General features: G+C 46.5%; 13 protein-coding genes. 9 read left to right on the top strand and 4 right to left on the bottom strand.

Annotated features, from left to right (window positions below):
• Window positions 1-34 precede the first annotated feature (34 nt).
• Complete coding sequence (locus ACH97_RS07135; RefSeq protein WP_023857878.1) at window positions 35-373, top strand: hypothetical protein; 339 nt, start codon at window positions 35-37, stop codon at window positions 371-373.
• Between the two features lie 124 nt (window positions 374-497).
• A complete protein-coding gene (locus ACH97_RS07130; RefSeq protein WP_035337163.1) occupies window positions 498-1,646 on the top strand; it encodes an acyl-CoA dehydrogenase family protein in 1,149 nt (382 codons plus the stop codon).
• 36 nt (window positions 1,647-1,682) lie between these two features.
• On the opposite strand, the gene fbpB is transcribed toward ACH97_RS07130, so the two are convergent.
• The 3 genes from fbpB to ACH97_RS07115 form a co-directional block, all read right to left on the bottom strand.
• Window positions 1,683-1,838 (bottom strand): Fur-regulated basic protein FbpB, encoded by a 156-nt coding sequence (fbpB, locus tag ACH97_RS07125; RefSeq protein WP_023857876.1) that lies wholly within the window; start codon window positions 1,836-1,838, stop codon window positions 1,683-1,685.
• Between the two features lie 2 nt (window positions 1,839-1,840).
• The gene (gene fbpA / locus ACH97_RS07120) at window positions 1,841-1,999 is read right to left on the bottom strand and encodes a Fur-regulated basic protein FbpA (protein ID WP_023857875.1); all 159 of its coding nucleotides are present in this window, start codon (window positions 1,997-1,999) and stop codon (window positions 1,841-1,843) included.
• Window positions 2,000-2,341: 342 nt separating this feature from the next.
• Complete coding sequence (locus ACH97_RS07115) at window positions 2,342-2,662, bottom strand: thioredoxin family protein (RefSeq protein ID WP_003179104.1); 321 nt, start codon at window positions 2,660-2,662, stop codon at window positions 2,342-2,344.
• Window positions 2,663-2,822: 160 nt separating this feature from the next.
• Between ACH97_RS07115 and ACH97_RS07110 the strand changes: the two genes are divergently transcribed.
• The 6 genes from ACH97_RS07110 (at window position 2,823) to ACH97_RS07085 (ending at window position 10,036) form a co-directional block, all read left to right on the top strand.
• Window positions 2,823-3,908 (top strand): D-alanine--D-alanine ligase, encoded by a 1,086-nt coding sequence (locus ACH97_RS07110; RefSeq protein ID WP_023857873.1) that lies wholly within the window; start codon window positions 2,823-2,825, stop codon window positions 3,906-3,908.
• Between the two features lie 116 nt (window positions 3,909-4,024).
• Window positions 4,025-5,395 carry a UDP-N-acetylmuramoyl-tripeptide--D-alanyl-D-alanine ligase gene (locus ACH97_RS07105; RefSeq protein WP_035337161.1) on the top strand — a complete coding sequence of 457 codons (1,371 nt, stop codon included), beginning with the start codon at window positions 4,025-4,027 and terminating at the stop codon, window positions 5,393-5,395.
• A 65-nt stretch (window positions 5,396-5,460) separates the two neighbouring features.
• Window positions 5,461-6,171: an alpha/beta hydrolase gene (locus ACH97_RS07100; RefSeq protein ID WP_035339229.1), complete on the top strand. Its 711-nt coding sequence runs from the start codon at window positions 5,461-5,463 to the stop codon at window positions 6,169-6,171.
• A gap of 335 nt (window positions 6,172-6,506) precedes the next feature.
• Window positions 6,507-7,970: a degradosome RNA helicase CshA gene (cshA, locus tag ACH97_RS07095; RefSeq protein WP_023857870.1), complete on the top strand. Its 1,464-nt coding sequence runs from the start codon at window positions 6,507-6,509 to the stop codon at window positions 7,968-7,970.
• A gap of 112 nt (window positions 7,971-8,082) precedes the next feature.
• Window positions 8,083-8,562 carry a PH domain-containing protein gene (locus tag ACH97_RS07090; RefSeq protein WP_023857869.1) on the top strand — a complete coding sequence of 160 codons (480 nt, stop codon included), beginning with the start codon at window positions 8,083-8,085 and terminating at the stop codon, window positions 8,560-8,562.
• Window positions 8,552-10,036: a PH domain-containing protein gene (locus tag ACH97_RS07085; protein WP_048349918.1), complete on the top strand. Its 1,485-nt coding sequence runs from the start codon at window positions 8,552-8,554 to the stop codon at window positions 10,034-10,036. The genes ACH97_RS07090 and ACH97_RS07085 overlap by 11 nt, the downstream gene beginning before the upstream one ends.
• Here ACH97_RS07085 and ACH97_RS07080 read toward each other — a convergent pair.
• Window positions 10,033-10,632 (bottom strand): rhomboid family intramembrane serine protease, encoded by a 600-nt coding sequence (locus tag ACH97_RS07080; protein ID WP_048349919.1) that lies wholly within the window; start codon window positions 10,630-10,632, stop codon window positions 10,033-10,035. The two genes, ACH97_RS07085 and ACH97_RS07080, sit on opposite strands and share 4 nt — an antisense overlap.
• A 343-nt stretch (window positions 10,633-10,975) precedes the next feature.
• Here ACH97_RS07080 and ACH97_RS07075 point away from each other — a divergent pair, with 343 nt between their 5' ends.
• Window positions 10,976-11,935, top strand: a complete 960-nt coding sequence (locus tag ACH97_RS07075) for a LolA family protein (protein ID WP_164468292.1) — start codon at window positions 10,976-10,978, stop codon at window positions 11,933-11,935.
• Window positions 11,936-12,034: the final 99 nt, after the last annotated feature.

The following is a 12,034-nucleotide window of genomic DNA, read 5'->3' as shown; positions in this document are numbered from 1 at the left end:
ATTTTAGGATAAGGGAACGGGGGATGAGACATCCATGAAAAAATTTATTACGGCATTGCCGATTGTATTGCTGTTGTCATTTTCATTTGTTTCTTTTGCCTTTAATTTCGATCATCTTGTCTATTTTAGACTGGCGCTCGGGCTCTTTTCGCTCGCAGGTTTGTTTCTGTTATATAAATTGAAAAACGGCGTCCGCTTCTTTATGGCGTATCTTTATGGAAGCTGGGTCGTGCTGGCCGGAATCGCCGCATATGAAGAACCGCTTTTTTCCGATTTCTTCTTCGGCGGTCTCACGATCACGATGGGCTACTTAACCTACATGCTGATTTATCTCGGTATGAAGGTTGACCGTCGCGGCGGTCAAGCCGTTTAGTCAAAAGCGCACCTCGCTGAAGGTGCGCTTTTTTGTTTTGCCAAGGGTATCATTTGCACAACAAGCCGTGAACGAACTATAATACTTATTAAATCTATCGGAATTTGGTCAGGAGGATGCCGGTGTGTGTTCAATATTTGTGAAAACGGAAAGGCAGCAGGAATGGCTCGGTAAAATCGGGAAACTGGCGGATGAATTTGAGAAAACAGCAGCGTATTATGACGAACATGCCCAATTTCCCGCAGAACATATTCAAAAGCTGCGGGATTCAGGCTACACAGCGCTGACGGTCGGAAAAGAATACGGGGGAGAAGGCATTTCACTCTACGATATGCTTTTGTTTCAGGAACGGCTTGCCAAAGGAGACGGACCGACAGCTCTCAGCATCGGCTGGCACTTGAGCGTGATGGGAGAACTGGCGGAAGGAAACAGCTGGGACCGGCATGTGTTTTCATCGATTTCACATGAAGCATTAAAGGGTGCGCTGATCAACAGAGCTGCAAGTGAAGCGCAGACGGGAAGCCCGACAAGAGGAGGACGCCCCGGAACCCATGCGATCAAAAAGAACGGCGGCTGGATCGTAAACGGACGTAAAACATTTACAACGATGTCTCCGGTTCTCGACTACTTTCTTGTCACCGCTTGGATTGAAGAGAAGCAAACGATCGGCGTTTTCTTGATCCATAAAGATGCGGAAGGCTTGGCAATAGAAGAAACGTGGGATATGGCGGCGATGAGGGGTACGGGAAGCCACGATCTGGTGCTGACCGATGTCCGTCTCGACGAATCCATGCTTGTCGAGCTGTTGGCAGGTAAAAGAATGGATAAAGTCAACGGCTGGCTGCTTCATATACCGGCTGTTTATCTAGGTATCGCACAAGCAGCGAGAGATTATGCCGTCCAATTTGCAAAAGACTATCAGCCGAACAGCTTGAAAGGTCCGATTAAAGAAGTGCCTGCTGTTCAGCGCCATATCGGCGAAATCGATTTGGAACTCATGAAAGCCCGCCACTTTATGTATCATGTCGCAGAGCTTTATGATGACCCGGAGCGCCGCGCCTTTTTAACAGGTGAGCTTGGAGCGGTTAAACATACAGTAACGAATACGGCCATTGCTGTCGTAGACAGGGCGATGAGAGTCGTCGGAGCGAAGAGCCTGGCGAGAACGAACCCGCTCCAAAGATTCTATCGCGATGTCCGGGCGGGCCTCCACAATCCGCCGATGGATGATGCGACAATCGGCAAGCTTGCTGGCATTGCATTCAGTGAATAGTAAAAAAGAAGCCGTTCAAAATGAGCGGCTTCTTTTTTAAGTTTGTTTTGCTTTAGACATTGCCAAAAGGCGGTTCTCGTGTCTGCGGTCGATCTTGTCATAAATGACTTCCATTTCTTTCGGGTTCTTGGCGATTTCTTTCTTATATTCTTCGACAAGCTGATGAAAGGTTTTAATCTTCCGTTTTGACATGATTATCCGCCTTTCTTGTTGGATTGGTATTCGCTTTCAAGTTCGCTTAAAGACAATTCGTAAAGGTGGCGCTCTTCTTTTTTATATATGCCAAGCTGGATAAGCCGCTGAATGAGTTGTTTCTTTCTCATTTCCACCGCTTTCTTTAATTGAGGGGCCATGTGATCACCTCGTCAACCTTTAGTGATATTGATAATCATTATCAATTAAGGGTATTATACTAAATAGTATCACCGAATGTAAAGAGACATCCTTAAAATAATATAGAAAAAATTGAAAAATATGAATTATTATCCAAAAACGTATATAAAAAATATAAAAAACGAATCAAGAACTTTTTGCGAAATTTCGACATTTTCGTTTCCCGGGAAATACTCGTGTCGAATTATTAATGAAAGCTCACTTTTATGAAACAAATATTGCTGCTGTCCCGTCTTGTATAAAAAGGACATGGGCGCTCCCATGTCCTGCGGTTCAGACAAAAAATCAGAACTTTAAACGAATTAGCTAATATGTTCAGCCAGGAACTCGTTCACTTCTTCAGGTGTTTTGGCATTTGCACTGTGAAGGTGACCCGTTTTTTCGCCGTTTTTGAAAATCAACAGGCTTGGAATGCCCATGACCTGATACTTATCGGCAAGTTCAGGAAGATCGTCTTTATTCAGCTCATACCAGTCATTTTCCTGATAAGCCTCAAGAATGTCTCCGATGAACATGTTCATGCGTGTGCAGTCCGGGCACCAGTCAGCATAAAATTTGACGATGATTTCTTTATCGGATTGGATCAGTTCATTAAATTGTGCTTCTGTTGTGATTTTTTTCAATTGCAACCTCTCCTTTTCAATGCCATTTTAATATAAAATGAAAAGGATTTACATACAAATGCTTTTTATATGCTGTTTTTAGACCGTATTAAAATAATTAGATCATTTTCCCGGGAAAGTGATAAGATAGTAAAGATGAATCCAGTGGGGGGAGTACGAATTGAAGACAAGATTAGGATTGGTATACGGCGGAAAATCAGCGGAGCATAACGTTTCTCTGCAAACCGCGCTGGCCGTCACGAAAGCATTAGATACTGAAAAATTTGATATACACCCGATTTATATAACAGAAAAAGGCGAGTGGGTGAGAGGGCCGCAACTGACAGAACCGGTTTCAAATGTGAAAATGCTTCAGTTTGAACAGACGGGCCAGACATTTTCTCCGGCATTGCTGAACCGCGATATGTTTCCGGGCGAAGCTGATGTAAAAGAAGACTCGATTGATGTTGTTTTCCCGCTTTTGCACGGACCGAATGGGGAAGACGGCACCATTCAAGGCATGCTTGAACTATTGAATGTGCCATATGTGGGCAACGGAGTCCTGGCTTCCTCTGCAGGCATGGATAAAGTGGTCATGAAGCATCTGTTTGCACAGGCAGGGCTTGACCAGGCGAAATACGTTTCATTTGTGAAAAAAACCTGGAGTCACTCCAAAGAAGAAAGCTATGATCAAGTGGAAGCGGAGCTTGGTTATCCGTGCTTCGTAAAACCGGCTAACCTTGGATCAAGCGTCGGGATCAGCAAATGCAGAAACCGTGAAGAGCTTGACCAAGCCTTTGAGCTTGCATTTCAATATGACCGGAAAATTGTCGTTGAAGAGGGCGTCATCGGACGCGAAATAGAACTCGGCGTTCTGGGGAATGATGAACCTGTCTGCTCAGTCGCGGGGGAAATCGCTCCGAAGAAAGATTTTTATGACTATAAAGCAAAATATGAAGACGGCGACACTGATTTGATTATTCCGGCTTCCCTGACAGAGGACGAATACGAAACAATGCGCAGCATGGCGGTCAAAGCGTTTCAGGCGATTGACGGCTCAGGCCTTGTGAGAGCGGACTTTTTCCTTACAAACGAAGGCAGGGTCCTGATCAATGAAGTCAATACGATGCCGGGATTCACACCGTTCAGCATGTTCCCGCTTCTCTGGAAGCAATCAGGGGTTGAGTATGCTGAACTGATTGAAAAACTTGTCGCTTTGGCAATCGATCGGCACGAAGAAAAACAGCAGATCAAACATACATTTTAACGGGACGGAGCGGACCGAATCCGGGGGAAAGCGGTTCGCCCTTATATACAGCTGCAGACACTATCCTTATTTGTGGTAGTGTCTCTTTTCCTTGCTGGAGAAAGAGAGGGACATACATGATAACGAGAACGGTAAAAGAAATTGCTGAAATGTCGGAAGGCGTTTTGACGAATGAAGCTTTTGAAGGGCGTCTCGTCAAAGGCGTCTCAACCGATTCGAGAAAACTGGCGAAAGACCAACTGTTTATTCCGCTTGCAGGCGAGCGGTTCAATGGTCACGTTTTTGCAGAGCAGGCTTTTCAGGAAGGCGTCGCAGCCGTGCTGTGGAACCGGAGCGAACCGAATCCTCCGGAAGGGAAGCCGGTCATTTTAGTTGACGATACGCTGGAAGCGCTGCAGAAGCTTGCGAAGGCATACAGGCATCAGCTGGACGTGAAAATCGTCGGCGTGACCGGTTCAAATGGGAAAACGACGACAAAAGACATGATTCATGCTGTGTTGGGCACCGAGTATAAAGTGCATAAGACAGAAGGAAACTATAATAACCACATCGGCCTGCCCCTGACGATTCTGGCGATGCCGGAAGATACGGAAATCGCCATTTTGGAGATGGGGATGAGCGCCAAAGGGGAAATTGATTTTCTGACACGTCTGGCGCGACCTGATATCGCCGTCATCACAAACATCGGCGAATCGCACCTCCTTGAACTTGGATCAAGAGAAGGAATTGCAGAGGCAAAGCTCGAAATTGTCAATGGGCTTTCAAAAGAGGGCACACTCATTTATATCGGAGATGAACCGCTGCTCGCCGAAAGGCTGAACCAGCCGCTTTACGAGACAAAGACGTTTGGAGAGGATCCGGCTTTCGACTATCAGCTTGAGGATATGACGCAGACGGAAGAGGGCACGGCATTCCGCGTCAGAGGGATCGAAAACCGGTTCTTCATCCCGGTGCTCGGAAAGCATAATGTGAAAAACGCTTTAGCTGCGATTGCGGCCGGAGACCTTCTGAATGTCAGCAGGACTCATATTGCAGAAGGGCTGACGAAACTGAAAGTGACCGGTATGCGGCTTGAGCTTGTAAAGACACGGGCCGGCGTTGCGATCATTAATGACGCCTATAATGCAAGTCCGACATCCATGAAAGCGGCGATCGAGCTTGTCGACCAGATGAAGGGATACGGCAAGAAAATGCTCGTTCTCGGCGATATGCTGGAGCTCGGCGAAGGAGAGAAAGCGTTTCATGAAGACATCGGGCAGGCAGTCAATCCGGACTCAATCGACTTTTTATTTACGTACGGGGATCTCGGTGCATATATTGCAAAAGGGGCGCTTAAACATTTTCCCGAACACCGCGTCCTTCATTTCAACCCGGAAAACAAAGACGGTTTGAAAAAGACATTGAAAGAAAAAGCGAATACAGGGGATCTGATCCTTGTCAAAGCGTCCAGAGGCATGCGTCTTGAGGATGTTATAAAAGATTTGTAAGGGAACATTGAATCATAAAGTCGTTTTTTATGTGATCATCAGTAAAAGAAAACGGGTGAATGGTCATGATAGGATGTTTATGCATTCACGGATTTACCGGAGCACCGTATGAATTGGAACCGCTGGCTTCTCATTTAAAACAAACGGCCGATTGGCGAGTCGAAATGATCACGCTGCCCGGGCACGGGGAGATGCCGGTTTTAAAAGGCGTCTGTTTTCAGGAATGGATCGCTTGCGCGGAAGTGGAGCTTGTCCGTTTGTTGAAAACGTGTGATACGGTATTTTTAATCGGATTTTCAATGGGCGGGATGATTGCCGCCTATTTAGCCGGAAAATATCCGGTCAGCCGCCTTGTCCTGTTGAGCGCGGCTGCCCAGTACATCAGCCCGGGACAGCTGATCCAGGATTTGAAGAATGTGATCAAAGATTCTTTGCAAGGCAAGCTTGAGGATAATCTGCTTTACAAAAGGTACAAACAAAAGCTGACAAGCACCCCGGTGTCTTCAGCATTTCAGTTTCGCAAGCTCGTTAAGATGACAAAGCCTGCTTTGAAAAACCTCCAGATCCCTGTGCTCATTGTTCAGGGGGAATGCGATTCAATCGTGCCGCTGTCAAGCGCGTATTATCTTTATGAAACCATACCTTCCGAAGAGAAAGAGCTGTGCCTCTTGCCGGAATCCAAGCACCATGTCTGCCTTGAAGAAAACTCCGCTGTCCTCTTTCAAACCGTTGAGGCGTTTCTCAAAAAAACGCCGATTGAATCCATAAAAAAATAAATAATTGAACGGCAATCTGCAAAAAATAATCGGGGATGCGGGCAGGGAAAAATGAGTGTATGCTGTCGAAAGCCGCACAAGCCTGTGTTACAATGTGTAAAAGACGTCACCAGGCGGGCTTGACGTTTCGCGGACGGGTCTATAGATGGCTGCCGAACCGGCGAGAGAGCACACTGCTCATTTTCATCTTGTTGAAAAACGTATAACGGAATGGTAATATAACATGTAAAGTAATTCGGGCTTTGCATAAGTATGGACCTGTCCTTTGCACAAAGGGCAGTTTTTATTGATAAAACACGATTACTGAAACAGTAAGCAGAAGGAGTTTGAATACATTGACAATAACGTTTCAAGATTTTCAATTAAGTTCTGATCTCACAAAAGCGATCAAGCGTATGGGATTTGAAGAGGCAACACCGATTCAGGCACAAACGATTCCGCTCGGCCTTGCAAATAAAGATGTGATCGGACAAGCGCAAACGGGAACAGGAAAAACGGCTGCATTTGGCATCCCCCTTGTTGAGAAAATCAACCCCGAGTCTCCTAACATTCAAGCCATTGTTATCGCACCTACTCGTGAATTAGCCATTCAAGTTTCTGAAGAGCTATATAAAATTGGACAGGATAAACGCGCTCGCGTGCTGCCGATTTACGGTGGACAGGATATCGGACGCCAGATTCGCGCGCTTAAGAAAAATCCTCATATTATCGTTGGAACACCTGGCCGTTTGCTTGACCATATCAACCGCCGCACAATGCGTCTTCAAACAGTGAACACCGTTGTGCTTGATGAAGCGGATGAAATGCTGAACATGGGATTCATCGAAGATATCGAATCCATCCTTTCCAATGTGCCCGCTGAGCATCAAACATTGCTGTTTTCTGCAACAATGCCTGCTCCGATTAAACGGATTGCAGAACGTTTCATGACCAACCCGGAGCACGTGAAAGTGAAAGCGAAGGAAATGACAGTATCAAACATTCAGCAGTTCTACCTTGAAGTACATGAACGCAAAAAGTTTGATACGCTGACACGTCTTCTTGACATCCAGTCTCCTGAACTGGCGATTGTATTCGGCCGGACAAAGCGCCGCGTCGATGAACTAACAGAAGCGCTTAATCTGCGCGGTTATACAGCTGAAGGAATCCACGGCGATTTGACTCAGGCGAAGCGAATGGTGGCACTCCGGAAATTTAAGCAAGGCGCAATTGAAGTGCTCGTTGCGACAGACGTTGCGGCGCGTGGCCTTGATATTTCAGGGGTAACGCACGTCTACAACTTCGATGTGCCGCAAGATCCTGAAAGCTATGTTCACCGCATCGGAAGAACGGGACGCGCAGGCAAAACAGGAATGGCGATGACCTTCATTACACCGCGCGAAAAAGACATGCTCCGCGCCATCGAGCAGACGACAAAACGCAAAATGGACCGCATGAAAGCACCGACTCTAGATGAGGCGATTGAAGGACAGCAGCAGGTGACGGTTGACCGCCTCCGGACGATCATCGAGGAAAATAACCTGAACTTCTATATGACGGCTGCAGCGGAATTATTGGAAGACCATGATTCTGTGACAGTTGTTGCGGCTGCCATTAAAATGATGACCAAAGAGCCGGACAACACGCCTGTCCGTTTGACGGAAGAGGCTCCGCTCAGAACGAAGCGAAATAAAAGTCACCACCCCCGTTCATCAAAACGCAGAGACGGCGGCGGCTACAGAGGAAAGAACAATCGTTCATCTTATGATAAAAAGCGTTCTTCGAATGACAGACGCCAAAAAAAATCATATAATTCATAATCAAAAGGCGGATCCTTTTTTACGGATTCGCCTTTTTTTAAAAACGAAAGTCTTTATCCGAAACATTTTCAGCCTAAGACCGTAAATAGAACTAGATTGGGGGAATCGAGTTTTGAGAAGCGAGCCGAAAAATCAAATAAGCCGCGATGGCGTAAAAGTCTGGAGAATTACAGCTTGTATCACATCATTCGTTTTAATGCTGGCTGCAGCAGGCCTTGTTGCCGCAGGGTTGATATTTAAATGGCCGGTATGGATCGGCATTTTGTCAGCAGCCGTTTGGCTGGTGATTTCATTTGGCATCATTATTATTATTCCGAATATCCGCCACAGAATATGGCGCTACGAAGTCCATGAGAACGAAATCGATATTCAGCACGGCATCTTTGTGGTGACCCGCGTGATCGTTCCGATGGTCAGAGTCCAGCATGTTGATACATCGCAGGGCCCCATCCTCAGAAAATATAATCTCGCCTCCGTGCAAATTTCAACAGCCGCGACGACCCATTCCATTCCCGCTCTGGATGTTGAAGAGGCGGATCAGCTCAGGGACTCCATTTCCAGGCTGGCAAGGGTGACTGAAGATGATGTCTGAACCGAGACGCATGCACCCCGCCGCCGTCATTCTCAACTTTATTAAAGGCCTTGTTGAGACCGTTAAAAACTTTATCATTCCATTTGGCGTAGTGCTTTTTTTAAATCAGTCGCACACAGTCAAAATGCTGGCGATCGCCGCGGCCGTGCTGTTTTTCATTGCTTTGGTCGTGACGAGCATCATTAAGTGGAGCAAATTTACATACCGTATCGAAGAGGATGAATTGCGAATAGAGGAAGGCCTGATCAATAAGAAAAAAAGGTATATTCCGATCGAACGGATTCAAACGATCAACACGAGCGCAGGCCTCATTCAGCAAATATTCAAGCTGGTGAAGCTTCAAGTCGAAACGGCAAGCGGAGGAACGGAAGCGGAAGTTTCCTTGGTCGCCATTACCCAGGCAGAAGCCGAACGTATTCAGCAAGCGCTTTTCGAAAGGGAAAAAGCGGTGGAAGGCACTGAAGCCGCTGTCACGGATCCCCAGGAAGAGACTGCTGCAGAGGCGGAGGAAACAGCGGAAGAACCACAAATGATGTACAAAATGACCGGGCAGGAGCTATTAACTGCAGCGTCAACATCAAGCGGGATCGGCGTCATTATTTCAGGGGTATTCGCTTTTTTCACTCAAGTCGACGACTTCTTTGATTTGGACTGGCTGTATGACCGTTTTGCTTTTTTGAATAGCGCTGGAGCGACTGTCATCGCCTTAGCTGCTTTTGTTGCCCTTTTCATTGCATGGCTTCTCAGCATTGTCGGGATGCTTTTGAAATACGCGAATTTTACAGTCGTGCGTAAAGAGAAAGAAATCGTCATTTCCAGAGGGCTGATTGAAAAGCATCAAATCACGATTCCGCTGCAGCGGATTCAAGCGATTAAAATTAAGGAGAGTCTGATCAGGCAGCCTTTTGGACTTGCAGCCGTCACGATCGTCAGCGCAGGCGGAAACGTTTTGGAAGAAGATAAATCAGCCGTCCTATTTCCGATTATCAGCAAAAAAATGATCAAACAGCACCTCGGAGAACTCATTCCGGATTATGCGCCGGAAGACGATTTGAACCGCTTGCCGAAACGCGCACTGCGCCGTTATATCCTGCGCGCATCCTGGCCGGTTCTCGCCGTCGTTCCGCTTTCTATTCTGTTTCCGCCGTGGGGCTATTTGTCCGCTGTATTGATTCCTTTTTACTGGATCATCGGCTACTTATCATACCGCGATGCCGGCTGGAAGATCAGCGGCAGCAAAATCATCATGTCATCGCGCTTCATCGGCAGAACAACCGCTGTCATTCAGCGCAGGCGCATGCAGGTGTTCGAAGTCAGCCGCTCGTATTTCCAGCGCAGAAGACAGCTTGTTTCGATCCATACATCAACAAAATCATCTGCTTTAATGGAGAAGTTTTCGGTGGCTGATGTCGAGGAGAAAGATTCGGACGATATTTTTGCATGGTATTCTTATGAAAAAAGAGTGAACGGTTAAAAGCCGTTCACTCTTTTATTTAACAACGGAGGAGCCAGAGCGAGTCCGCCCAGCAGTCCGAAGATGTGCGCCATGATATTGATATTTTGGTTGACAAACGTCATCAAAACCGAAATGGCGAGGATGGTGACGATGATTTGGGAATTGGCGCTTCCCATCAGCTCTTTTCTAAACAGCACGATGTACAGGTACACACCGAACAATCCGAATATCGCTCCTGAAGCACCGACATGCATATACTCCAGCGGTTCGATGAAATACGTGCCGATATTGCCGATCACTCCTGTCCCAATATAAACGATGAGTAACTTGAGTTTCCCGAGCATTCGTTCCAGCCCGGGGGCAAATAAAAAGATCGACATCGAATTAAAGAGCAGATGGCCGAACCCGGCGTGAATAAAGATCGGTGTCACAAACCTCCACCATTCTCCATTCGCTATCCCCCAGTTAAATCCAATCAATAAATCAGACCACATCTGTACGGCCGTCAACGGAAGTAAAAAAAGAATCCAGATGGCAAGCTGCAGGGCCAGTATGGCGGATGTGACCGGGTAGAGCCTGATAAACGTCTGAAAATTTTCTGTTCTGATAAACATGCTTATGATTTAAGCCCCTTTACAATGATCTCGTACATATATAGTAACACGTTTATGAACAGGCAGCGGTGATTAGTACGGAGGAGAAAAATGATTTTGAAAGGTTGTCATGCTAGTCTGCATATTGTCTGAGACACGCTCATATATTGGGTAGTGCAATAAGGGAGACGAGTCGTTGCAGGCTTTTATGGTACGCACGCCGATACAGCCGGCCCTGTTCTTATGGCGTACCGTTAAAGTCGAACAAGCGGTTTCTTCCTTTTTACATCAATGATTAAAAAGGGGTTGAAAAAAGGTGAGAAAAAGCTTTGTTTTGCTTTTAACGGGGCTGCTTGTAATCCTTATGCTTTCTGCCTGCGGCCAAAAATCGCAAGAAGATGTTGTGACGGGGCTCGACAAGAAGGCAAAAGAATACACGTCCTATAAGGCAAAAGCGAAAATGACGATTGAAACGGGAAATGAACCGCAGGAGTACAATGTGGAAATCTGGCATAAAAAACCTTCTCTTTACCGGGTCTATTTGGAAAACCCGAAAAAAGACCAGAGCCAGGTGATCTTGCGCAATGAAAACGGCGTGTTTGTTTTGACTCCGTCGCTGAATAAAAGCTTCCGCTTCCACAGCGACTGGCCTAATAACAGCAGCCAAGTATACTTATTCGAATCGCTCGTAAAAGATGTCAAAAATGATGGGGAAGCTTCTTTTTCCGCAAAGGATTCAAAATACATTTTTGAAACGAAAACGAATTATCAGCATAATCAGATGCTGCCGACCCAGGAAATCGTTTTCCATAAAAAAAACATGGCTCCTTCATCGGTTAAGGTGATGGACACGGACCGCAAACCGATGGTAAAGGTTGAGTTTACAAGCTTTGAATTCGATAAGCCGCTCGATAAAGACGCATTTGATGAAAAGAAAAATATGACGCTGTCTCAAATTGACGTAGCGACAAGCGCGGACGTGTCAGACTCTTTCGCCGTCAAAACGCCGCTCGATGTGCCTCAGGGCGTGAAAAAGCTTGAGGAGAAAGAAATGGCGACTGAAGACGGCAAACGAATCGTCATCACATACGGCGGTGAAAAGTCCTTTACATTGATTCAGGAAAAAGCCCGCGTCGCCAAAACATCTACTTCTGTGTCCATGAACGGAGAGCCGGTTGACCTCGGCTTCACGGTCGGCGCACTGACGGATAAATCGTTGTCATGGACTTATGACGGAGTCGACTATTTCATCTCATCAGAAGACCTTTCTCAAGATGAACTTCTGATGGTCGCCAAAAGCATGCAAGGCCAGTCTTCAAAATAGACTGTGCCTATCCAGCAGCCTGTTTTCCGCCCTGAAGCGGAAAGCAGGCTGTTTTTATATTTCCGGCGCAAGCGTATGTTTTCGACAGTTTTTCCGTAA

The organism is Bacillus paralicheniformis (assembly GCF_001042485.2).
Lineage (GTDB): Bacteria > Bacillota > Bacilli > Bacillales > Bacillaceae > Bacillus > Bacillus paralicheniformis.
This window is presented reverse-complemented; position numbering and strand designations above follow the sequence as displayed.